General features: G+C 44.7%; 28 protein-coding genes and 1 pseudogene. 15 read left to right on the top strand and 14 right to left on the bottom strand.

Going from position 1 to position 22,488, the window contains the following annotated elements; translation table 11 throughout:
* Positions 1 to 118 precede the first annotated feature (118 nt).
* The 4 genes from IPJ71_10935 to IPJ71_10920 all read right to left on the bottom strand — a co-directional run bounded on the left by IPJ71_10935 (position 119) and on the right by IPJ71_10920 (position 2,426).
* Positions 119 to 325: a hypothetical protein gene (locus IPJ71_10935; GenBank protein MBK7844193.1), complete on the bottom strand. Its 207-nt coding sequence runs from the start codon at positions 323 to 325 to the stop codon at positions 119 to 121.
* A gap of 795 nt (positions 326 to 1,120) precedes the next feature.
* A complete protein-coding gene (locus IPJ71_10930; GenBank protein MBK7844192.1) occupies positions 1,121 to 1,666 on the bottom strand; it encodes a hypothetical protein in 546 nt (181 codons plus the stop codon).
* On the bottom strand, positions 1,663 to 1,890 hold the full coding sequence (locus IPJ71_10925) for a helix-turn-helix transcriptional regulator (protein ID MBK7844191.1): 228 nt from the start codon (positions 1,888 to 1,890) through the stop codon (positions 1,663 to 1,665). The genes IPJ71_10930 and IPJ71_10925 overlap by 4 nt, the downstream gene beginning before the upstream one ends.
* 2 nt (positions 1,891 to 1,892) lie before the next feature.
* Entirely contained in the window at positions 1,893 to 2,426 is a 534-nt protein-coding gene (locus tag IPJ71_10920) for a hypothetical protein (GenBank protein MBK7844190.1), read from the bottom strand.
* A gap of 142 nt (positions 2,427 to 2,568) precedes the next feature.
* Between IPJ71_10920 and IPJ71_10915 the strand changes: the two genes are divergently transcribed.
* From IPJ71_10915 to IPJ71_10900, 4 genes are all read left to right on the top strand, one after another.
* Positions 2,569 to 3,015, top strand: coding sequence for a GNAT family N-acetyltransferase (locus IPJ71_10915; GenBank protein MBK7844189.1), 447 nt, complete (start codon positions 2,569 to 2,571; stop codon positions 3,013 to 3,015).
* A 202-nt stretch (positions 3,016 to 3,217) separates the two neighbouring features.
* Positions 3,218 to 3,862, top strand: a complete 645-nt coding sequence (locus IPJ71_10910) for a dihydrofolate reductase (GenBank protein MBK7844188.1) — start codon at positions 3,218 to 3,220, stop codon at positions 3,860 to 3,862.
* Positions 3,863 to 4,083: 221 nt separating this feature from the next.
* Entirely contained in the window at positions 4,084 to 4,659 is a 576-nt protein-coding gene (locus tag IPJ71_10905) for a DUF1697 domain-containing protein (protein ID MBK7844187.1), read from the top strand.
* Between the two features lie 92 nt (positions 4,660 to 4,751).
* A complete protein-coding gene (locus tag IPJ71_10900) occupies positions 4,752 to 5,348 on the top strand; it encodes a DUF1398 family protein (GenBank protein ID MBK7844186.1) in 597 nt (198 codons plus the stop codon).
* A gap of 37 nt (positions 5,349 to 5,385) precedes the next feature.
* Here the strand turns inward: IPJ71_10900 and IPJ71_10895 are convergent.
* From IPJ71_10895 to IPJ71_10885, 3 genes and pseudogenes are all read right to left on the bottom strand, one after another.
* Positions 5,386 to 6,506: pseudogene (locus IPJ71_10895) on the bottom strand (IS3 family transposase).
* Positions 6,507 to 6,701: 195 nt separating this feature from the next.
* Positions 6,702 to 7,331 carry a nucleotidyl transferase AbiEii/AbiGii toxin family protein gene (locus tag IPJ71_10890; GenBank protein ID MBK7844185.1) on the bottom strand — a complete coding sequence of 210 codons (630 nt, stop codon included), beginning with the start codon at positions 7,329 to 7,331 and terminating at the stop codon, positions 6,702 to 6,704.
* Complete coding sequence (locus IPJ71_10885; protein MBK7844184.1) at positions 7,328 to 7,696, bottom strand: hypothetical protein; 369 nt, start codon at positions 7,694 to 7,696, stop codon at positions 7,328 to 7,330. The genes IPJ71_10890 and IPJ71_10885 overlap by 4 nt, the downstream gene beginning before the upstream one ends.
* A 504-nt stretch (positions 7,697 to 8,200) precedes the next feature.
* Here IPJ71_10885 and IPJ71_10880 point away from each other — a divergent pair.
* The 4 genes from IPJ71_10880 to IPJ71_10865 all read left to right on the top strand — a co-directional run bounded on the left by IPJ71_10880 (position 8,201) and on the right by IPJ71_10865 (position 11,170).
* Positions 8,201 to 8,941, top strand: a complete 741-nt coding sequence (locus tag IPJ71_10880; GenBank protein MBK7844183.1) for an acetolactate decarboxylase — start codon at positions 8,201 to 8,203, stop codon at positions 8,939 to 8,941.
* Between the two features lie 148 nt (positions 8,942 to 9,089).
* Positions 9,090 to 9,524 carry a GNAT family N-acetyltransferase gene (locus tag IPJ71_10875; GenBank protein MBK7844182.1) on the top strand — a complete coding sequence of 145 codons (435 nt, stop codon included), beginning with the start codon at positions 9,090 to 9,092 and terminating at the stop codon, positions 9,522 to 9,524.
* Between the two features lie 97 nt (positions 9,525 to 9,621).
* The gene (locus IPJ71_10870) at positions 9,622 to 10,941 is read left to right on the top strand and encodes an NAD(P)/FAD-dependent oxidoreductase (protein MBK7844181.1); all 1,320 of its coding nucleotides are present in this window, start codon (positions 9,622 to 9,624) and stop codon (positions 10,939 to 10,941) included.
* On the top strand, positions 10,931 to 11,170 hold the full coding sequence (locus tag IPJ71_10865; protein MBK7844180.1) for a DUF1905 domain-containing protein: 240 nt from the start codon (positions 10,931 to 10,933) through the stop codon (positions 11,168 to 11,170). The genes IPJ71_10870 and IPJ71_10865 overlap by 11 nt, the downstream gene beginning before the upstream one ends.
* A gap of 16 nt (positions 11,171 to 11,186) precedes the next feature.
* Here IPJ71_10865 and IPJ71_10860 read toward each other — a convergent pair whose 3' ends face one another.
* Positions 11,187 to 11,810, bottom strand: coding sequence for a DUF1109 family protein (locus IPJ71_10860; protein ID MBK7844179.1), 624 nt, complete (start codon positions 11,808 to 11,810; stop codon positions 11,187 to 11,189).
* A complete protein-coding gene (locus tag IPJ71_10855) occupies positions 11,807 to 12,400 on the bottom strand; it encodes a sigma-70 family RNA polymerase sigma factor (GenBank protein MBK7844178.1) in 594 nt (197 codons plus the stop codon). Before IPJ71_10855 ends, IPJ71_10860 begins: the two co-directional genes overlap by 4 nt.
* 190 nt (positions 12,401 to 12,590) lie before the next feature.
* Here IPJ71_10855 and IPJ71_10850 point away from each other — a divergent pair, with 190 nt between their 5' ends.
* The 4 genes from IPJ71_10850 (at position 12,591) to IPJ71_10835 (ending at position 15,665) form a co-directional block, all read left to right on the top strand.
* Complete coding sequence (locus IPJ71_10850; GenBank protein ID MBK7844177.1) at positions 12,591 to 12,878, top strand: hypothetical protein; 288 nt, start codon at positions 12,591 to 12,593, stop codon at positions 12,876 to 12,878.
* 17 nt (positions 12,879 to 12,895) lie between these two features.
* On the top strand, positions 12,896 to 13,792 hold the full coding sequence (locus IPJ71_10845; protein ID MBK7844176.1) for a DUF692 domain-containing protein: 897 nt from the start codon (positions 12,896 to 12,898) through the stop codon (positions 13,790 to 13,792).
* Positions 13,767 to 14,621, top strand: coding sequence for a putative DNA-binding domain-containing protein (locus IPJ71_10840; GenBank protein ID MBK7844175.1), 855 nt, complete (start codon positions 13,767 to 13,769; stop codon positions 14,619 to 14,621). Before IPJ71_10845 ends, IPJ71_10840 begins: the two co-directional genes overlap by 26 nt.
* Before the next feature lie 198 nt (positions 14,622 to 14,819).
* Positions 14,820 to 15,665, top strand: coding sequence for a hypothetical protein (locus tag IPJ71_10835; protein ID MBK7844174.1), 846 nt, complete (start codon positions 14,820 to 14,822; stop codon positions 15,663 to 15,665).
* Between the two features lie 108 nt (positions 15,666 to 15,773).
* Here IPJ71_10835 and IPJ71_10830 read toward each other — a convergent pair whose 3' ends face one another.
* Genes IPJ71_10830 through IPJ71_10815 form a run of 4 tightly spaced genes read right to left on the bottom strand, consistent with a single transcriptional unit; the run spans position 15,774 to position 18,789 of the window.
* Positions 15,774 to 17,030, bottom strand: a complete 1,257-nt coding sequence (locus IPJ71_10830) for an ABC transporter permease (GenBank protein MBK7844173.1) — start codon at positions 17,028 to 17,030, stop codon at positions 15,774 to 15,776.
* The gene (locus tag IPJ71_10825; GenBank protein MBK7844172.1) at positions 17,027 to 17,722 is read right to left on the bottom strand and encodes an ABC transporter ATP-binding protein; all 696 of its coding nucleotides are present in this window, start codon (positions 17,720 to 17,722) and stop codon (positions 17,027 to 17,029) included. The genes IPJ71_10830 and IPJ71_10825 overlap by 4 nt, the downstream gene beginning before the upstream one ends.
* A gap of 3 nt (positions 17,723 to 17,725) precedes the next feature.
* The gene (locus tag IPJ71_10820; GenBank protein ID MBK7844171.1) at positions 17,726 to 18,292 is read right to left on the bottom strand and encodes a DUF2796 domain-containing protein; all 567 of its coding nucleotides are present in this window, start codon (positions 18,290 to 18,292) and stop codon (positions 17,726 to 17,728) included.
* An 11-nt stretch (positions 18,293 to 18,303) separates the two neighbouring features.
* A complete protein-coding gene (locus IPJ71_10815) occupies positions 18,304 to 18,789 on the bottom strand; it encodes a DUF3299 domain-containing protein (GenBank protein MBK7844170.1) in 486 nt (161 codons plus the stop codon).
* A 378-nt stretch (positions 18,790 to 19,167) separates the two neighbouring features.
* On the opposite strand from IPJ71_10815, the gene IPJ71_10810 reads away from it, so the two are divergent.
* The 3 genes from IPJ71_10810 to IPJ71_10800 are packed head-to-tail and all read left to right on the top strand — an operon-like array spanning position 19,168 to position 21,452.
* On the top strand, positions 19,168 to 19,776 hold the full coding sequence (locus IPJ71_10810) for an ATP-binding cassette domain-containing protein (GenBank protein ID MBK7844169.1): 609 nt from the start codon (positions 19,168 to 19,170) through the stop codon (positions 19,774 to 19,776).
* Complete coding sequence (locus tag IPJ71_10805; protein MBK7844168.1) at positions 19,777 to 20,589, top strand: metal ABC transporter permease; 813 nt, start codon at positions 19,777 to 19,779, stop codon at positions 20,587 to 20,589.
* Complete coding sequence (locus IPJ71_10800) at positions 20,586 to 21,452, top strand: zinc ABC transporter substrate-binding protein (protein ID MBK7844167.1); 867 nt, start codon at positions 20,586 to 20,588, stop codon at positions 21,450 to 21,452. The genes IPJ71_10805 and IPJ71_10800 overlap by 4 nt, the downstream gene beginning before the upstream one ends.
* A gap of 3 nt (positions 21,453 to 21,455) precedes the next feature.
* On the opposite strand, the gene IPJ71_10795 is transcribed toward IPJ71_10800, so the two are convergent.
* The gene (locus IPJ71_10795) at positions 21,456 to 22,163 is read right to left on the bottom strand and encodes a sulfite exporter TauE/SafE family protein (GenBank protein ID MBK7844166.1); all 708 of its coding nucleotides are present in this window, start codon (positions 22,161 to 22,163) and stop codon (positions 21,456 to 21,458) included.
* Between the last annotated feature and the right edge of the window lie 325 nt (positions 22,164 to 22,488).

The following is a 22,488-nucleotide window of genomic DNA, read 5'->3' as shown; positions in this document are numbered from 1 at the left end:
AAAAGCGACAAGAGAGGCGGCCTTTGGATCCGCCGCTATGAGAACTTAAAGCCAGTCCGAAGGCACTGAACGAAGAAATATCAGACGATTGAGAAAAAATGTGAACGATTCTGGCCAATCAGTTAGGCTCTGCCAGATAGCTCGATCCCTCGGCTCTGATGTCAATTTTTCCGTTACCCGAAAGTTTAACCGAAGAAATTGAAACGGACGGACCAGGCAAAAGGGTCAAAGCGCCGTCTTTCCCTTTAGATGAAATAGAGTTTTCACCTTCGATGGTCAGGTCATTCGTCGTGATTGAAAGGCTTTTGTCGGCAGCTCCCGTCATTTTTCATTTCAAACAAGGAGTAGCCTGTGATCGAATATAAACGCCTTGCAAAAAGGTAGGTTTCACAAAGTCTGATACTTGCCTTGCCATTATGGTCACTCAACTATGTACGGCGGTTGGCCCAAGATTCTGTAGGTCGAGTAACCTGAGTCAGGTGGCGTTAGCTTGCTAACATAGATTCCTGTTCCTTTGCAAATTCAATCGGAGATTTCATTCCTAGTGCTGAATGTGGATTAACATTGTTGTACTTCCAGTGCCAGGTGTCGATTCACCCATTTTTAAGCTAATGGGGTATCGGCGGAGACTTGTCTTCAAAAGAAGATATAAATAAAAATTGGGGAAAAGAGCGTCCTAACGGCCGAGCTGAATAAATTAACAAACTCGTCTACTGCTCCGGCTTTTGCGCCCTTATTGGCGCGAGCCGAAGTGAGCCGAGTCGATCTCGACGGAAGGAGTTTAAGGAGAAAAATTAACGAACACTGGATCTTCAAAAAACCGTCGCGCGTATTGACTCACGGTTAATTGCTACCAAGGAGCGGTGAGTTGTAATCCTAGACTACGTCAGCCTCTTGCCTCCCTGCTTCGGTGATTCTAAAGAACCACTTAAGTTGTTTTTCTAGTTCCTTCTTTAATGCGAATGGGTGAGCTAGCCCCAGAAATAGTTGAAGTTTAGAAGTTGAAAGCAGGGCTGTCCCTATGTTTCCCGAAAAGTTTGGACACTTTTCGGCTGGGAATCGGCAGATGGGATGGACACTTAATCAAAAATAATTTCGCAATTTGCTTATCTAAGTAAGTTTATTTTTTTCTTCCAAAAACAAACCATAGTGCCGCCAACAACAGGGCAAAGCCTATACCCGCATAAATCATCAACGACCGATTATTCTCTTCTCCGATAGCATTACGCTTTTCTGCCGCCTTGGACTTAATCCAAGGTATGTTGCTCCAGAATGGCTCTTTACCCATTCCTGATGAAACTCGCACACTTTCGCTTTCAATTTTCTGCATTACACTTGGCTGAGAAACAATTTTCGTGCCCACAACGATAGCAATAGAGCTGCCTATCGCTTTTTCAGTAACAGCCGTAAATTGTTTGGCAACTTCGGGCTTCATTTGTAAATTTAATTCAGGTCGACCAAACTTATCTTGGTTAATATCGGCAGAAATAAGATTTACTTCTCCGATCACCATTTCGGGTTCTTTTCTAAGTGAGACTGGCCCACTCTCAGAATCAAATTGAGCGCATACATCATTTTGGCCACATGGCAGATGCAGCTTGAAATCATATTCTGATGCAAAACACACTACAGGGAATATCGTTAAAAATAAAAACATCTTTCTCATTTTCTCTCCTTTACCTTTTCATCGGGTACATATTCCAACAAATCGCCTGGCTGACAGTTCAGTGCATTGCAAAGCTCTTCAAGAGTTGAAAAACGGATTGCCTTTGCTTTATCCGTCTTTAGGACGGAAAGATTATTGAGGGCAATTCCAGTTTTTTCCTCCAAGTCTTTCAACAACATCTGTCGCTCAGCCAATAAAACAGCAAGTTTGACCTTTATCGCCATACTCACACCACTTCAGACTCAAACGTGACCATCTTCACAAAATGTCGGTACAAAACAAAAATTGTGATCGCATACAACACTGGCATCAACCGACCTAACGCCGACACACAATATGAAACTGTCATTAAATACTGCATCGACCCCGAAAAAGTATTCGACGGAGGCAAAGTCAGCATTGTGTGAACCCAACTCCCAAAGCTCAACAATCCATGCAGGACAAATCCAACACACGTCACTGTCATCAAGCGTTGGCCATATTGATAGTGCTTTTCTGTGCCTCCGCGTATAAGCGAGAACACATGGCTGACCAGCAACACGAAAAATGCTTGCGTCAAAAAAACAATCAAATTTGTGACCTGTGGCATGAGATAAAAGATGTCTGTGTTCGCTGGAGTCACACCGTCAGGCATAACAATATCAGTGCGTGCAAATTCCTTGGCCGTAGTGAATATCGCAAACACAGCTGCCGCCAACATCAAATATCCTAACCACTTGAATATAGTTTCTAGTCGCGCGATTATTTTTGAGTCCTTCATGTTTCCTCCAATACCGATATTCGATGTTAATTACATGATTATCGTGTAATAATCAATGAAAATCGTTATATCTCTGATGGCTAGAAATATCGTAGAAAAATCAATATGATAACAGGCACTTAAAGGGTCGAGAGGGTTGGCTATGGAACTGAGAACACATAATGAAATAAAAATTAGTGACGACAAAAATCTATTGCGAGTCGAGTTCGTACATGCGCTTTTAAAAGGGGCCTATTGGTGCAAGGGTATTCCTCTGGAAACTTTCAGGGCCGCAGTAAATGGATCGCTATGCTTTGGGGCATACATAGGAAATGTTCAAGTGGCCTTTGCCCGTGTAGTCACTGACGGAGCTACTTTTGCTTGGCTTTGTGACGTCATTGTTGACCCTAACTACCGAGGAAGGGGCATATCAAAAGCTCTCATGAAATACATAATGAGCCATTCAAGAATGAAAGGCTTTCGTCGAATTTGTTTGGCAACAAAAGATGCGCACACATTATATGAGCAATTTAATTTTAAAATAACGGCAACCCCAGAATATTGGATGGAAATTAAGGACAATGATATTTATTTGAATTCCAAGCCATGATTTCCCGCCATTTCCCGTGGTATCCCGACCGATTTCCCTAATTTCTACCATCAAAATACGGACACAACATGGACACCAAAAAATCACTGAAGTAGTATCAAGTAGTTGAGGAAGCGACTCCGCCTCCACCATTTGGTCTTGCGTTGGCTAACAACGTAAGACAAAATTCTGAAAACTGAATATATATTTGTTCGGAGAATATATGAGCCGCCTGCGCGTAGAGAGTTTTTCAATATCCCTGGATGGATATGGAGCTGGTCCAAATCAAAATCTCGAAAATCCGCTCGGCCAGAATGGCATGACCATAATGGAATGGTTTCGACCGACACTCACGTTCCATAAAATGATAGGTCAGGTTGGCGGCACGACCGGCATCGATAATAAATATGCCTCGCGTGGGTTTGAAGGAATTGGTGCGAACATAATGGGACGTAATATGTTCGACCCCATTCGTGGACCTTGGAAAGATGTGGAGTGGAAGGGCTGGTGGGGACCTAATCCCCCGTACCATTCGCCGGTTTTTGTATTAACACACCACGAGCGAAAGCCGATTGAAATGGAAGGCGGAACTATATTTTATTTCATCACGGACGGAATTGAATCCGCACTTAAACAAGCGCAAAAGGCTGCAAGCGGAAAAGATATCCGTCTCAATGGCGGCGTTTCGGTGATTCGGCAGTATTTGTCTAAAGGCTTGGTAGATTATATGCATCTTGCTGTTTCTCCAAAACCGCTCGGTGCTGGTGAGAATCTATTTGTTGGACTTAATCTAGTAAAGTTGGGCTACTCCGTAAAAGAAAACGCCAGCGGTGAAAACGCAACTCACATAATCTTCGAGAAATCCTGAGGGCTAGATCAAGGCGCGAACATAAATGATTAGTTCAACTTCATTTTTGTTCCCGCGTCATCCCACTTTAAAAACACAAACAATTGATTCAAAGTTGAACCGAATTTGACCTGCACGACTTTGAGTGTAATGATTTCAACAACTTGGTGGGGTCTTGAACACCTCCACCATTTTCCTAAATAGGAGAACTCATCAAGGTTCTTCAACAAAGATGGGTGATTATGAATAAATTTGTAGCTTTGATTCGAGGAATTAACGTTGGTGGACACAGCAAGCTGCCAATGAAAGATTTGGTTTCGATCTGTGAAAAATTGGAATTCAAATCAATAGTAACTTACATCCAAAGCGGAAATGTAATCTTTGAAACTGCGAAGTCCAAGAAAGACATTTTGCAATCGCTAGAAACAAGTTTGGCAAAAAGACTGAAAAAACATATTGACGTTGTTTTGCGCTCAGAAAAGGAACTAAAGGAAACACTTGGTTCCAACCCATTCAAAAAAAAGGAGAATGCGAAAGTTGGCATTTTTTTTCAGAATGGCACCATTAAACAGAATCAGAAATATCTCGAATGTCCGACCGGCGAATCGGTGCATTATGGCAAGAGGGAGATTTTCATCTATTTCAAAAATGGGATGGGTAGGTCAAAACTTCAATTACCAAGAAGCGGTGGAACCGTCAGAAATATCAATACGTTAAAAAAATTGATCGCTCTACTGGAGTCACCTAAACACAATTTGAAGCGCGAACGAACACGTGTTCGCATCGGAGCATTCGCTGCCACCAAGCTCAGTCTTTGAGAATCCGGATTGTCGCCTGGAATTCAAGCAAATCAGAAAATAGTTTTCGATGAAAGCTCGACTAATTTGAGAAAATAAAATAACAATTAAATATGAGTAAAGCGATTGAAAATTTGATAGAGGCACAGAAGTTTGCAATGAAAATTCGACCTAAAGTTGGTGGATTTCCATATTTTGCCGAAGTATTGCGGCAATCAGGTGTGACACGAAATTTTTGGTCACTTCCCTCTTGCCAGAGTTTGTTTTTAACAAAGGATGGTCCTGTTGTTATGCAAGGTGTGCCGCTGGTTAGTGGTGCTGTGGACGTACCAAAGTTTAACCAAGAAGCTCTTATCCAAGTGTTGCGAGTTGATCAAGCTGGGAAAAGTACATTTCCCGAATTTTTGGCGGCCACATGGAAAGCAGGAGTCGTAAGTTATGATGTCGATTTTACCAAGAGAGTGGTTTCATATTTTGGTTGTGAAGGTGAAAAATACGAAGAGGAATATCCAGCTGTACAAGATTTCAAGATGAATGAAGATGAGTTAGAGGGAAGTCTTATTCTTGAGCGACTGGCAGAGGTCGGCAAGGTTGATGCGTTTTTTGAGGCGATTGACTCGGATGATTTCGAAAAAGTTCGGCAACTGATGCGCAAGGCGGGAATTGACTCGGAGACCATTCAAATGGTCATCGATAAAATGGATCACTGACCAGCCGGGAGTTTTAGTACCACTACATAAGTTCAACTCACACTGCAAGTATGTTTAACGTTGGTTGAAAAGTTTCCGGTGCTGGAGGTCTTCCTCCCAAGCTCGAATGCGGTCTCACAGTGTTGTAATGTACCCTCCATTTCTCAATCAAAACTTGTGCTTCGAATAGCGAGTAAAATATCTCTCCGTTTAAAAACTCGTATCTCATTTTCCCATTGAATGATTCACAATAGCCGTTCTCCCAAGGACTTCCTGGCTCGATGAATAAAGGAGCTACTTCCAGTTGTTTAAGCCAATGGATCAACTTCTTGGCGATGAATTCCGGGCCATTGTCAGATCGAATATGCTTCGGAATTCCCTTGGTCAAAAACAGTTCCGCAAGTACGAGGATAACATCCTGCGAGCGGATCCTGCGCTTTGTAAAGGACGCGAGACACTCCTTGGTGTATTCGTCGATGAGGTTCAAATCCTGAAGGGTCTCCCATCATGAGTCCTATCTTGAACGAAGTCGTAAGACCAAACATGGTTCGGATACTCAGGCCTAAGCCTGATACAAGATCCATCGGCAAGCCACAGCCGTCGTCGCTTAGGTTGCTTCTGTGGCACCTGTAAACCTTCTTCTTGCCAAATAGTAAACACAGCGTCTTTTCCCACTTTCCACCTCGTTGTTCATCAAACTGGTGACTTGACGATAACCGTAGCGTCCATACTCCGTAGCCAGCTCGATGACTCGCTCTCGAAGTTTCTCCTTTTCTTCATCGGTACTGGGTCGGTATCTCTGTGTTGTTCGAGCTTGCCCGATAACCTTGCAGGCGCGGCGCTCACTCACACGATAACTTTCCATCGCATGAGAAACCGCTTCACGTCGCCTGATCGGGCTTAGAAGTTTCCCTCGGCCACGTCTTTCAAAATAGCCATATCAAGAGCCTGATCGGCCACCAAGCGCTTGAGCCGGGCGTTCTCCCTTTCGAGTTCCTTGAGTTTCTTAGCTTGATCCACCTTGAGTCCTCCGAACTCATTGCGCCAACGCACGATAGTTTGGGATGTAACCCCCACTTTTTTGGCGGCTTGATCGAGGCTTGAGCCCTTGCCTTGCTCAAGTTCAACAGTTCGTAAATGTTGGATAATTTCTTCTGGGGTATAGCGCTTTCTCGCCATTTTTGACCTCCGTCTTGAGGCCCATCTTAACACAAAGATTGGACCTGGTTAGCCCGGGCAGGTCGGTAGCACTGGCCCAACCACGCTCAAGCCAATCAGTATTTAAATTCTTAATATCAGCATGAAAAGATTTAGGCAAATCGGTAGAACGAAATTCAAAGCAATTTTTTAGAGCCTGTTTTAATGTTGGCCCATCTACCTTGGGTAAAAAATCGCAAGGTCATGTACATCTTTGGAGCGGGAATTTTGATCGCCGTGGGAAATCAAGGCATGGAGTTTTTCCGCACAGATAGTTTCAATAGGATAAACCGCCCAACTGATTTCATCATTTCCCGTAAGTAAGGACGGGGTTTGTTTTTGCAGTGGCCCCGGAGTTATCGGATCGCCAATTCCCAAATCAAAATGGATAACTTGTGCTTTTTTTAAATTTTTTAAAACTTCACCAATGCCTGCTCTATATGAATGACGGATGCCACCGTATTCGCCTTGGGTCGCAAGATTGATTTGATTCTCAAAACGGAACCACACCCCATCATTCAAATCTTTCTCTGCATTTGCCTTTACAAGTTCTAATGTGCTTTCAATATCAGCCTTTACAAGCAAGGCATCCAGATCCACGGTATATCGTGGCGATTCATAAATTTTTATTCCAACAAATCCACCTTTGAAAACTAAACGGCTCGCTAACTTTTTGTCGGTCACCAAACGGGCCACCAATCGCTCAATCATAAAGAGGGTTTCAAGATCCCGTGGGTCAACATCTGTTTTCTTTCCAAGGTCGATGATTTTTTGTCTTATGGATGTGCCTTTTGCTTTTGTGGTCATTGTAATGATCCTATGATGGCTTCGGAGTATTTATTAAAATTAGTGGTAAGGCCGAGTTCCTTCGCCATCGTTCCAATTTTTTTAAGTGTTGTTTGTCTTTGTTGAATAGCCAGTCGGCAAGCCTTGATCGCTGTTCGTTCACCCATTTTACTTGCGAGTTTAAAAGCCTCTACAATGGCCCGTTCAATAGAAACAATTTTATAACCATTTCCATTCACGATGCCTTTATCAAGTGGTGTCTGTGTTCTAATCAAGCGGTAAGAGCGATTACTTGTTATTTTATGAGGTGGCACCAGCACCCATGTTTGTTTGGGAACCTGCTCAGCGAGGTTGTAATAGAAAAGGGCGGACAGCCCACCAATCACCGCATCGGGGCCAAGTTTAGCTTAAGCAATTTGAAAATCGTATTCACGGCCAAGGTTAGCTTCGGGGTGAAGAAATATCCCACGATCAATTCTTTTGATTTTTTTCCTGCTTCACAAGTTTAGAGAGGCTTTGTTGGCTAATCCCAAGCTCATTGGCCTGCGCAAGAGTAAAAATGCCGAGCTTTTAAGTTTGGTTTCTTGGATTTTATTCATAGGAATAGGATGGTGTGAAATTTAACATTTCCTTGAGAAAATGTCGTTTTTCACCATGATTTGGCCGAAGCTCACATTTCCTCGCTAAAATGTGAGCTTGTTCCCAACCTATTCTCAATATTTAGTATTTATATGAGGCCCAACGAGGCCAACGGCAGGCTAACTACCTAAAAATACTCAATTAAATTGTATTAAAAACACCTCTGCCACACACTGCAATACGTCGTATCACGAGAGCATCTTTGAGATGCTCCCGTGATTTATAGTTAACAATATTGTTAGGATATAACTATGAAACAATTAAGCACTCTCTTTAGCGCGTTCACCCTCAGTGTACTCTTGATTAGTTGCGCATCAACCAACAGACCGATTGAGCAATACGGGTCGATGCGTGAGGCCTTGGGTCAGCAACGATCAGAGGGCAGAGTCAATTTGGTCGACCTCTCGAACAAAGCCAACTACTTGGGAATTGGTGCGCTAGCGGGTCTAGCGGGGGAGGTTACGATTGTTGATCGCAGGACCATTATTTCGACAGTCGGTCAAGATGGTAAACCCGTATCTAGCAAAGTAGATACCAGTCAGCTCCATGCGACCATGTTTGTAGGTGCTCAAGTCGACGATTGGATTGAAGTGGTTACTAGCCAACCGATGAACCAACAAGAGCTTGAAGGCTGGCTTAGAAAGTCTGCAGAAGGCTTGGGATTAAACCCTAAAACCCCTTTCATGTTTAAGATGGCAGGAGAACTTCAGAATGTGCGTTTACATGTAATCAATGGTGCGTGCCCTCTTCATGCGCGCTTGCACAAAAAAAGTCTATCTAAAAGGCAATTGCCTTACGAAGGTGAGTACAAGACAATCACGGCTGAAGTCGTGGGAGTCTATGCTAGTGACGCAGTAGGAAAACTCACCCATCCGGATACTGCTATTCACAGCCATGTTGTTTACTCAAATGGAGCGGGAAGCGATCTCACCGCTCACCTGGAAGAATTTTCGATTGCGAAGGGAACAAAGCTATATCTGCCAAAAAAATAAAAGAGATATCGACAACCACGGGTGTGCCCTCGGTATGCTACACTTTTTTACGTGAGGCAAATTGAGGAGTTGGGTTCAAAATTCCGCCTCCGCCATACAGATCGAACGCCCGACTTTATAGTGCATATTTCCGCTACGGGAAGGAAAATTGAAGTTAATACCGATTAGGCAGGATGGTACTTCCGAGGTTGATCCATTGCTTTCCGAGCTTGGGCAACAGGTTGCACAGGCAAATTGCGAAAACTACAAGAAAAATGGATTCCAAAAGCCATGGTGCGCTTATTTTGCTTTGATTGACGATACCATTATTGGAAGTTGTGCTTTTAAGACGCCAATTCATGATGGGGCTGTTGAGATAGCCTACTTTACCTTTCCAGACTTTGAAGGAAAAGGCTATGCGACTCAAATGGCACGAACATTGATAGAAATCGCCAAAAGTTCTGGAGCATCAGTTCTAATTAAAGCGCAAACTTTACCTGAGGAAAACGCATCAACTAATATTCTTAGGAAATTAGGTTTCAAAAAAAATGATTCAATTATACATCCTGAAGATGGTGAGGTTTGGGATTGGGAGCTCGGTTAGTGCTGGCAGAAACATTGGCTATACAGAAGGATTTAGGGGCCCACCACTATCAAAACGATTTGATAGTCCAAAGGCCCACCACTAAATTAGGGGGCTCATGAAATCAAAGGGGAATAAAAAGTCTGTGGCAATAATAGGAGCCGGATTTGGCGGCATTTCTGTTGCCAGAAAGTTAACAGGCTCCAAAGACCTCGAGGTTCATATCATTGACAGAAGGAATCACCATTTGTTTCAACCGCTTCTCTACCAGGTGGCGATGGCAGGTCTAAACCCGTCAGATATCGCTATTCCTATTCGGCGTCTTTTTCGCCGAAACTTAAATGTCCATGTTGTTTTGGCCGAGGTCCAAAGCATAGATGTTGAAAACTGCAGAATCTCTTATGATGATGAGTGGTTTGAGTTTGATTTTATTGTTATAGCCTGTGGAGCGAAGCACTTTTATTTTGGCCGAAACGATTGGGAAAACATTGCTCCTGGATTGAAAAATGTCGAACAAGCTACAGAAATTAGAAGACGGATTCTAACTTCCTTTGAATTAGCTGAGAAAGAAAAAGACAAGGAGTTGCAGCAAGCCTACTTAACTTTTTCTGTTATTGGTGGAGGACCAACAGGAGTCGAACTGGCTGGAGCAATAGCTGAGATGGCAAAAAATACCCTCGTTGGTGACTATAGGCTTGCCGACTTAAATCAAACGAAGGTTTACCTCATTGAAGCTGATCCAAGAATTCTTCCGGCATTTCCCGAAAAATTGTCTGCGAGGGCCGAACACGACTTAAAAGAATTAGGCGTAGACGTGCTTAAAAATACAAGAGCTAGTGATTTGAGCCTTGAAGGGCTTCGAGCAGGAGAAAAATGGATAAATAGCAAAACAATTATTTGGGCCGCAGGCGTAAAGCCTGTAAGTGTTGCAGAAAATACCAATGTCGAAAAAGACAAGCAAGGGCGCTTTGTTGTTAATAAAGACCTGAGCCTCCCCGCTAATAACCGAGTCTTTGCAGTTGGTGATGTAGCTGCAGCTCTAAATGACGAGGGAGCCCCTCTTCCTGGAATTGCTCCCGTGGCAATCCAACAGGGGCATTTTGTCGGCAAGCAAATACTAGATGAAATAAATGGTCGCCCCAGAAACAGATTCCAATACTGGGATAAAGGAATTATGGCGACGATTGGAAGATCTAAGGCTGTTGTCAGCTCGGGAAGACTTCAGATCACGGGGTTTACTGCGTGGATGGCCTGGGTTTTTATTCACATTATTTACCTCATGAGATTCAAGAATAGGGTCTTTGTGTTTTTCCAGTGGGTCTGGAGCTATTTTAGATTTGGGCTTGGAGCACGGCTTATTGTTCATAAAACATGGCGATTCTACAGTGGGAAGAAATTGAATTACGGCACAGAAATTGAAAAAAACGATGAATATTAGTCTGGAAGAGGGTTGGGGTCGATTGAAAGCGACGGAAAGTATCGGTAAAACCCATTGGCAAACAGCGATTTGGCATGACTCAAAATTCAAGAGCTACCTATTACCAATCAAATCCGCTGTGCGAAAAGATGAGAGCATTGAAATCGGCGTTTCGACATTGGTAACCGTGGCGATAGAATCAGAAGATTTGAGGACTTCCTTTTTGTTGCGGCGATCCCCCGATCAGTAGTTGCACGGACGAGAAATTACCACCTCAGCCACTTTTTACCAGCAAAGGCTCCAATCCCACCAAGCACCATGGCCGGAGCAACGAAATGAAAAACCAATAAGTGAAGCGGATCGTCCATCGCGCATGAAAATCCGATGCCGAAAGCTCCTAATGCACTAGTTGAAATCCCGAGAAGTAAGCCCATAAGCCAAGGTGACGTCGGGGCCAATTTTCTTACTAATCTCAAAAAGAAAATGAGCGGCATGACGCTTAAAGCCCCTACACCAATGATGCAATCCATTCCTGACAGAGCCATTGGATTTTTCAATGTGATAGCAGAACCAAGCAGAACGCCGATCAAAAGCAAGTAAGTGGCAAACCCGATTGAGAGAATGAGACCTTGATTCTTTCTTCCCGGTTGACCTACCACACTGGCGGCAAACGCGAGGAAGAAGGAGTTTACCAAGAACCACAAACCAGAAATCACAGACATCGGTTGAGAGATCACATCAGAGATCTGTCTTAACTGCATCATCGTCAAGCCCACTGCAACAAAGGCGAGCGAGACCGCCGACCAAATGACTGTATTCCGAAGCGGTGAAATAGGTGTTACCGCTTCAAGATTCGTGGTGAGCTGGTCAATGAGTTTTGGATTCCTCATTGTGACATCTCTCCTCGTAATCTTTTTTGCAGGGTCTTGATCGCCCTATGGATGGTCACTTTGATGTCGGAATGGCTAAAGCTGGTTTCGGTTGCCGCTTCGGCAATGGTCAGACCTTGAATCTTAACGAGCTCCAACACCTGCCTCTGTTTTTGGGGTAGATCATCGAATAGGGCCAACAGGTCGCGACTGGTGTTTGATTCCTCTACTTGAGGATGAGCGACATCAAGCTCCAAAAGGTCCAATTCAAGATCAATAAATTTAGAAACAGTTCTTGCTGCACGAGCAAAGTCAATCACCTTGTATCTTGCGATGCTGTACAACCAGGGCAAAAAGTACTGGTTCGGATTGTAGGTCGCCCGTTTCGCGTGGATACTCAGCAAAATCTCTTGGGTGACGTCCTCCCAAGCACTGGAACCGACTAATCCCAATCTGAAAAAGCTGTTCTTCACAAAACTTGAAATCATTTTCTCAATCTCAAGGAGAAGTGAGCGGTATGAAATCGCATCTCCGCCTTGAGCATTCCTCATTAGCTCTTGTAAGCGCTTTTCGTCCGATGAATCGTCTAGGTGGCGTGCGCCCTTACTCATACTTTCGTTTTACTCCCCAAGAAGGTTACAGCCTATACCGATATGAGAAAAAACATCAATCGAAACATACACTTATAAATCGTTGTAACCATTCTGCCACCTCAATCGAATGAGCCTGTGGATCGTTAACTTAAACATGGTGCGTTTGGGCAAATCCAAGCCACCTACACAAATTAAAGGAGAATCTCGTATGAAGAATAATCATCTGCTCAATGCCGCTCTGTCCGGAATCATCGCGGCGGGATCGCTTGGTCTATCATCTCTTGCACTTGCCGAAGGTGTGTCCACTGATAAGGGCCATTGTGTAGGAGCGAATGCTTGTAAGGGCAAAAGTGGATGCGCGCAGGAAGGTCAAAATTCTTGTAAAGGTCATAATGGCTGCAAAGGTAAGGGCTTTGTCGAAAAAACTCGCGCCGAGTGCGAGAAGCTCGCCAAAAAGGACAAGAACGTCAAGTTTGAAGAAGCAAAGCCAATGTAATTGGTCGGTTAGATTTTATGAAGGGGCGGTGTGAGAATATGACACGAGAAAAATTATTCCCGAATCTGGGAGTCGGACTTGGTTTAAGAGCACCACATTACTCTCATATCGCCCAATCCAAACCGAAACTCGGCTGGTTTGAAGCTATATCAGAGAACTACATGGGCTTAAGTCAATCGGGTAGCGGTCGACCTTTAAAGGTGCTTGAGTCAATCAGACAGGACTACAACGTCGTTCTTCACGGAGTTTCGCTGTCGATTGGCTCAACCGATGAATTGAATTTCGTTTACCTAAAAAGACTAAAAGAATTAGCCGAGAAAATTCAACCTCAGTGGATTTCAGATCATCTCTGTTGGACAAGCGTCACGGGAGAAAACGTCCATGACCTGCTGCCCCTGCCGTTTACAGTGGAGGCGATGGACCATTTGGTTGAGCGAGTACGCAGAGTCCAAGATTTTTTGGGCCATCGAATCTTGCTCGAAAATGTTTCAAGTTATATTTCGTTCAAACACTCCGAAATGAGCGAGTGGGATTTTATGAAAGAAATCTCAAATCGGGCCGACTGCGGAATCCTGCTTGACGTCAACAATGTCTATGTGAATTCATTCAATCACAAGTTTGATCCCGTGGCTTATTTGAAAGCATTGCCCCGTGAGCGGATCGGACAAATCCACTTGGCTGGTCACTCTCGGCAAGGTCAAATCTTAGTGGACACTCACGACGCCCCTGTATGTAACGAAGTTTGGGACCTCTTTCGGACTGCGACGAAACTGTTCGGCCCCGTCTCAACGATGGTGGAATGGGACGCCAAGATTCCGGACTTCCCGCAACTCAAAAGTGAAAGTGATAAAGCGCAACAAATCATCATCCAGGAAATGGAGGACGCACATGAACAACGCTCCCTCTTTGCGTGATCTCCAGCTTTGGCTCAAGTGGATCATCACCGATCCTCGTGGTCTCACTGAAGCCTTAAACAATCCTGCGCCAAACATCACGAAATGTAAGGATCGCTACACAAGACCCACGCCATCTTACATGAGATACATCGTCGGCGATTCAGCCGCCACCTCTATTGAACGCCTTGATGTTTATGCCGAAGGCTATTTTTCTCGAATCCTCGAAGGCATGAGTGAGTCATTTCACAGAACCAAGAAAGTAGTTGGCGACGACGCATTTACTAAACTAGTTGCTGAGTATCTGAAAGTTTATCCATCAAAATTCACTTCGATTGATGAGGTTGGTTACCGGTTTGCCAGTTTTATTGCAGAAGTCGATGATGCCGATTTAGCCGAGTGGGTTTCAGATTTGGCTCACTTTGAGTGGAGCTGGATTGAATCATTTTACGCGGGCGAAATCACAGTGACGGACGACTGGCGAGAAGATTTATCTACGAATCCGAAGGTTCGCCTTCAGGTTCATCCGTCGGCGCGACTCATTCATTCGCAGTGGTCGATTGGTAACCTGATCGAGGCTCTTGATTCCGATGTTGGGATTGATTCGGTCGAGGTTAGTAAGCGAGCGGAAACCGGCATTATCATTTATCGCTTTCAAAATGAAGTCCATTGGGAGGCATTGGAGATGTCAATTTTCAGGTTGGTTCAAGATTTAAAAAATGGAACTCCACTGAGCGATGTCTTGGCACAATCTGAATGTGTGGATCCGCAAGCGATCTCCCAAAACTTTAGCCACTGGGTTGAGCGTGGAATTTTGTGTGGCATTTTGGATTTGAAAGAAAAGAGGTAAGATATGAAACAAATTTCTGATAGCGACCATGATCGTGGCAATCGTCACGGCAAAGAGGTCTGACATCGCGAATTTTACGGATTTGTTGGGATTGGCAGAGTTCGTTTACATCTCAATTTTCATTTGGCTTGTTGTCGATGGGGCGGGTAAAATTTCGCTCGATCGCCTGTCGTGCCGCAAATGCAGGAGGGTCTAAAAATGAAAAAACTTTTAACTATTCTTCTTTTCTTACCAACTGCTGCAATGGCCTTTGTCAGTGGGCCAAGCTCAGTTGGTGCAGGGGAAAACTATATTGGTATCGGCACACAGTCGGAACGTGGAAAAGTAGAACCAAATGAAAATAGGTCGTCGTTTCAGGGTGCTCAGATAGACATCTATAAGCTGAAGTATGTTCGTGGCTTTGAAGGCCTGCTGGGTTTAGGTAGTTCAAACGTCTATTTTGAGTCTGGCAGTTTCAGCAGTTCAAAAGAGCAGGTGGGTTCAACTCTTTTCTACGAAAGAGATCAAGGTTCTTATTTAACACTAGGCTTATCAGGCGACTTCGTCCATGAGCTGGAGAAGCAATTTGGTTTTTATGTTCAAGCATCGCCGCTTCGATCATACAACAAGGATAAGTTTTCAAATCCCAGGCTGGATATGTTTGCCGTAGGTCTAACCTCTGCCTTCAATATCACCGACGATTTTTTTCAGAGAAACTTAATCCATTATGGCTCTGGCGAAGGCTCTCATCAAAATTCATACTTGGCGATTGATACTGGCTTCGGCTATAGACTCAATCGTTTAGGTGGTAGACCACTCACAGTTTCGGGCAGTTTGTTTTTAGAGGCAGACATGTCTGAACGTAACGATCCCGCCTACGACGCCGCGTTTTCACCATCGGGGACTCGAGATAGAGTCAGAGCTTTTAAGTATGGAACGCTGCTGGGTGCAGATATGGGGATTACAAATCGAATCAATTTGAGCGTAAATTATCTGCAAAAACTGGGTGGATATGATGCGCGTTCAACGAAGATTTATACCGCAAATATCGGATTTAAGTTTTAGGTTAGAGTTCCCCAATGATAGTGGACAGTTTTCTTCGAGCGGTTTAAGGGCAATGGCTCATCATAAGATTTTCTAAAGAACACAGGCGCCTGTAAGCTCCCTCTGAATCTAGACCCGGATCATGAGCCCGTCGGCAAGGCTATTTCGGTGAGCTTTGTAGCCGATAAGAAGGCCAGACACAAATCCAAGGGCTAGAATCGTTGCAAGATAGATAAGGTCGGTTTTTTCGAGCCACTGAATCGGAATGAAGACGCCAGCATATTTTTGAATGAGTGACTGCGTAGTGAAAAGGCCAGAGTACAGAAGAACTATTCCCAATCCGCACCCTGCGACGGTTAAGAAGACAGTTTCGGAAACAAAAAGAATAATCGTCAGTGATCTTGAACCTCCGATGGCGCGCAAAATTGAGATCTCCCGCCGGCGCTCATTAAGAGTCGTGTAAATCGAAATCAACATTCCCAATAAACTGACACTCACAACGAAGAACGCAATCACCTGAAGAGAAACCTCGGCGTAAGACAGACTCTGCCAAAGCTCCGACAAAGTGACCGCAGGAATAATGCCTAAGAGTGGCTCGTCCTCGTAATCGTTTACTTCGCGCATGAGCCGCAAAGCGTCTGTTCGTGCGTGAGCAGCGGCAAAAAACGCTGTGATTTGCTTTGGCCTTAGCTGCTCATCTGTGAATTCATGAGTTCCGTTTTTCTTTGGCGCCCCGCCTTCCCATCCAATGTGAATTGCTTCCATTGCTTCCAGGGAGATGTAAAGTCCGCGGTCAACTGGCGTTGTTGTCCGCTCCAAGATTCCGACGACCCTAAATGGGCTGTCAGTATGTTCAAAAATAGCTGGCCCACTAGTGATTCCGTGAGCGATCACGACAGGATCGCCGACCTTGTAGTGAAGTGTGTTGGCAACATCCGATCCGATCACTACGTCGAAAAGACCTTCGTTCCATCGGCCTTCCCACATGGTGAGGGATTTGTCACCGGCATACTGATAATGATCGAAGTAGTTCTTATTCGTGGCGACTACTCGAAATCCTCGGTGGCTATCGCCCAAGGAAATTGGGATTGTCCACTTGATCGCAGGATGTTCGACGAAGTGCTTGTAAGTCTCTATTGAAATATTATTGGTCGCATTTCCCATGTGGAAAACTGAGTAAAGAAGCAGCGAAAGGTTGCCGCCCCTGGCGCCAACGATCAAATCCGTTTTACTGATGGTCTGAGAGAAACTCTCCTTCGCGCCGTTTCTCACTCGTTCGACTCCGAGCAGGAGCATCACGCTGAGTGCGATGGAAAGAACCGTTAGTCCCGTACTGACTCTTCGATTCAAAAGAGATTTAAAAGCCAGGTGGAAAACATTTTTCATACTTCACCCACACTTTGCTTCGCCAAATTGATTTGAGGAATACTGATTGCGCGGTCGAAGAACTTGGATAGCTCACGGTCATGGCTCACAAAAAGGACCGTCGCTTTTGTTGCCTTTGCCTGATCTAAAAGGACATTCAAGAATGATTTTCTGTGGTCTGCATCAAGAGCAGAAGTTGGTTCGTCGGCAATAATGATTTCGGGGTGACCAAGAAGCGCTCTTGCCGCGGCCACACGTTGTTGTTGGCCGACACTAAGATCAGTCACGCGTCTATTGAGAATATGTGTAATGCCAATACGCTTTGCGATCTGCTCGACATCGGATCTTATATCACCCTGGATTCTCTTTTGGCGTTCAGGTGTTAGCTTACAGGGCAGAACAATATTTTCAAATGCGTTGAGGTACGGGATCAAATTGAACATTTGGAAAATGTAGCCCATGTGCGCACCTCGAAAATGGTCTTTTTCAAGATGCGTTTTTGTTTCCATTCTGCTCCCGAGAAGTGAAAGCGCGCCGTCTTGAAGGTCAAGAACGCCGGCAATAAGTCCGAGTAAAGTTGTTTTACCGCACCCACTTGGCCCGTAGATGAAAACTCTTTCGCCTTGTGAAATGGAAAGAGTCTTTATGTCCAAAACAGGTGGATGATTGCCGTAGGCGAATTTGAGATCGTTAATTTCAATGGCTGCGCTCATGGATTACCTCAAGTTAATTTCACCCGCCCCAGGCAACTCAACCGAATCGGCTCCGTTCTCAGAAAGCACTTGGACTTTGATTTTTTGAATAGCGCTAAAGCTTGATTTGAGATCAATACGCACTTTGCTTGACGCAACTCTCTTCGCGCAGGTGACGTTATAGTCGCCGGCGAGCGATTGATGGCCTTCATGGCCGTGATCGTCGTCATCATCGTCGTCGTCATTATCGTGCTCATCATGATGACCTTCCTCTGCGAAAAGGAGCTTTCGTTCCTCAAATTTGCAATTAAGCTTCGGATCGAAAGCAAACATTTTGGAAATACCCGAACGAAATGTCTTATAGACCTTTTCGACGGCGGCTTTCTCTTTTGCGGTTTTGGCCGCGTGTTCAAAGCCCGTTAGACTGTGAGTGTCGATGTTGAAACTGATACTCGCTTTCGTTCCGTCAGCACCGATATCGACTTTCGCTTCACCATGCACATGCGCATGGCCCTGGCGCTTAGGCTTAGCAAAGGAAACCGAAGTCAACAAAACTCCGATCACCAATGCGGTCAATATTCCAATTTTCATTTATCCTCCTCTTACTGCTCGAACTGATGCCATCCCTCGAACCGTTGTGTAATGTCTCCTTCAAGTGAATACGCCACTATCCCATAAGGGCTTTTGACGTTTTCGATTTTCAGCTTCCCAGTGACCCAGATCGGAATGCCACGCAGTTGAACACGCTGGCCTGATTTCATCTTCACATAGACCATTTGGTTTGGAGGAGGTGGAGGAACGTGAACACAAGAGCCAGGATCCGGAACCAAAAGAAACTCAGAAACTGATTCGTAATTGTCCTCCAAAGGCACCACAAATCCCGGAACTCTAACGGTTTGATTGTTCAGGTCCTCTAACCAGCCCGGCATTTGACCCGAGCGGTAGTCGAGCATATCCAATCGCTCCCAGTTAAGAACCTGAGGTCCTCCGCCCGAAGGAGGGCCTCCGCTTTTTCCATTGAAGTGGAAAAATGCAAATACTAATAGGATAGCTGCGACGGTTGCCGCAACGATGACTCTATTTTTCATGTGATTGACATCCTAGGTAGGCCACAAAGGCCATCATAACACCGCAGGTGTCAGATTTGCAACGATGTTGCATCTACCACGGATGGTCAGGATTCCACAAAGCATTCTTGGTGGGTATCCGTAAAAACAAGGCAGCAAAGCGAATTACCCATTTTATGAGCAACTGCTGCTTCGGGTAATAAGACCACAGAGATTATAAGGGTGATTAAATCTAACTCCACTTCGATATTGTATCTGAAGATATTTTCCGATGTCAGGTTTAGCTAGGCCTGGTCTTATAGAGGTCTTAACCGCTATCGGCATAAATCTAGCGAAACATCTTGCAAATGCAACAATGTTGCATTACTAAAGTCCAGCCAATGAAAGGATCCGATCTTTATGCAAAGAGCGCTTTCGGTGGTTCCGGGGGGATGCTTGTTAAAGGTTGGAACCGTTAAAGTTGAAGCTGGTGATGAAATGTTATTTGTCGCTGAGAATCTTCAGTTCTCCGATAAAGGACTTTACCTGCTTTTGGGGCCGAACGGATCTGGCAAAACCACATTCATAAAGAAGCTGAGTAAAATCTTAATCGACCGCAATTTGGTTACACGATCAGAGGTTGGTCACATTTCGGCGATGTCGGCCTATGATCGATCAATCCCTATAAGGGGGAAACATTTCTTCGATCTCTATGTTCCGGATAAAAAATGGCCGCCGGAATTTGAATTGACCTTTGGACATTTGAAAGAAAAATCTATTCGAGAAATGTCCAGCGGGGAGTTTCAATCACTCCTTCTTGTTGCACACCTCTGCTCACACAAGAAAATACATTTATTTGACGAGCCATTTTCACACTTAAACCCCGTGTGGGCGAAAGTTTTTACTGACGAAATTCATAAGCAGTCATCTTCATGCGTATTTCTCGTCATCTGTCACCATATCGAAGACTTTGCGGGCTTAAACCCGAAACGGCTTACGATTTCAAACAAGCGCTTGGAGCTTTCTTAAGTGGACATTCTAAATCTCATCCGCACAGATTTTTTCTACCTCTCGCTTGCACAGATTATTCTTTTCCTCATGGTCGGCGTCCCCATCGGCTACTTGCTCGTGCATAAAAACCTGGGACTTTTTTCGGATTCTTTGAGCCACTCCCTCATTCCTGGAATCGCCGGGGCCATTTTCTTTTTCGGTCTCCGCTCAAGGTCAATCAGCATCGGCGCTGTCGTTTGGGGTGTTGTTGTAAGTGTTTTGTTTTCGTTTCTTGGTGGGCTTTCGGCCAAAAAGCGTGATTCCTTTCTTGTGGTGATTTCGCTTCTTGGTATTTCGGCAGGTCTTATCGTGAACCAAGCACTGCATCTTAAGATCGACTTTTCACATTTACTCTTTGGCTCCCCTCTTCTGACCAGCCTAGATGATCTACTCAGCTCTGCGATTTTTTCATCGGTTCTCGGGATCGTAATTACATTCAATTGGAAAAAGCTAATTTTGTTTTCGATTGATCCCGATTTTTCGCGCATCCGCTATGGCGAATTCAAGATGAACTTTCTCTTCACGCTGATTACATCCCTTTTGGTCATTATGGGATTCAACGTATTCGGCGTGCTACTAACAACCGGGCTATTGATTTTGCCAACGCTTCTTTTTGAATTGAAATCGGCTTCGATCTCACGACAACTTCCATTTTCTATTTTTATGACGATGTTGGTTTCGGTTCTGGCCTTCATCTTGAGCTATGAAGTGAACCTGACGTTCTCCTCAACACTCATATTCTCCCTTTCAATTCTTACGCTGGGGAGATTTGTCGTCAGGAGTCCAAGATGAAACTTTGGTTATTTTTGTTCGTCTTACTTTCTCAATCGGGTGCTTTTGCGAAATCGAAGGTCGTTACTACGTTCAGCGTGCTTGGGAATATCGCCGAGCGCTTGGTGGACGACGACATTGGAGTGATAAATCTTGTCGGAGGCGGTATCGATCCACATTTATTTGAGCCAGGTCCGAAGGACATTAACCACGTACGTGGAGCAAGGATACTTTTTGCAAACGGGCTTCACTTTGAGCCGTGGTTGGACCGTCTGGTGAAGGCTGCAGCAAAGGATTTAGTCGTCGTCTACGCCTCAAAAAGCATTCAGCCGCGGCAAATCAGCGAGCACGGTTTAAAGATGATAGATCCACACGCTTGGAATTCTCCACGTGAGTTGATTTCATATATTCAAGTGATGGCCGAGGAACTATCAAAAGCTTTTCCCAAACAGTCGACAGGAATTCAAAAAAGGGCCTCCGTTTTTGTAAATCAAATTCAAAGTATCGACTCCAAGTTCACAAAGGAGTTTTCAAAAATACCCACTGCCAAACGCGTTATCTTGACGACACATGATGCCGCCGGCTACTTGGCTCTCGATTACGAAATCAAAACAATAGCTCCTATCGGGTTATCCACCTCCGAGGATTTCAAAACAGCAGACCTGACAAACCTGATTGCAGAATTGAAACTCTACAGGATAGACGTGATATTCACTGAACCAAGCCACCACAAGGTGCTCACGGAACGCCTGGCCGCGAAAACAAATTTAAAGGTTGGCCCAGAACTCTATTTGGATGGGCTTTCCGAACGTGGCGGAGCCGGTGATACGGTCGAAAAAATGCTCACACATAACTTGGAAAGCATCTTAGCTTCGATGAAGTAGCTATTAGGATTGAAACATCGAAATATGCCAAAAACCCGTCGCAATAAAGACGAAAATTTGGATATGAGACGCAAGATGTGGGCGCGATTGTGTTACCGAAAGGCTGAGGAACTTAGTGGAATACTTCGCGATGAACGCGCCGACAAAAGTCAGCGAAAGAAAAATTCCGAGTGAGAACATCGAAATAATAAGCAACGTCGCTGATAGATCATGGGATGCCAATGCCGTTGAGAGGGCCGCCAATGCCGAGGGGCACGGGATCAGGCCGACTGCAAATCCAATAGCGAGGGTCTTCCAAGTCCGCTCAACCTTTTCGCTACGGGGCTGATGACGATGCGCCGGACAAGAACAACTTCTTCCATGATTATTAGCTGTCATAGGCACGGCAGTGAATTTGCCCATCGCATCGCTCATAGGCTTTCGAAGCCCATAAAAGATGTAAGTTCCGAGGCCTACCAACATCAAACCGCTTAAGAGATTCATCCAGCGAAACACTGAAACTGTCTCAATCGAGAATGCTGTGTGCAAAAGCCCATGAACTAAAAGCGAAATGAGGAGAATAGAAGCCGCATGTGTGACGGCCGTCGTGAGGGCTAGGGCCAGCGGGCGAAAGTAATTTTTCTTTTCAGTCAGGAGATGGGCGACAAAAGCCGATTTGCCGTGTCCGGGTTCAAGGGCATGTAGAGCCCCCATCACTAAACAGATTGCCACTGAGATCTCTTGGTTATGAAAATGAAGATCCATAAGTACCGCCTGCCATTAGTAAAGCAATTCTTAGACCCAATCAGCATGCCCATAACTTATTGAAATAACTATATTCAATGGTAATTGGTATTTCGCCCACTTGTCTAGTTTTTAGCCAAAATTGCGTGCCGTTAGCTGGATTTCCCAAACTCTAGCCCAAAAGCGCTTTCAATTCCGGATCTTACACAGATGCAACATCGTTGCACTTGTGTCTAGTTTGTTGTATTTATATGCTGTTAGACCCGCTGCTAAGAATTTTTCTTCGTCTTCTGGGGTTTCGGCTGCCGACTTC

The organism is Bdellovibrionales bacterium, assembly GCA_016714165.1.
Classification (GTDB): domain Bacteria; phylum Bdellovibrionota; class Bdellovibrionia; order Bdellovibrionales; family UBA1609; genus JADJVA01.
Note: the sequence above shows the minus strand (reverse complement) of the source record. Positions and strands in the feature narration are given on the sequence as shown.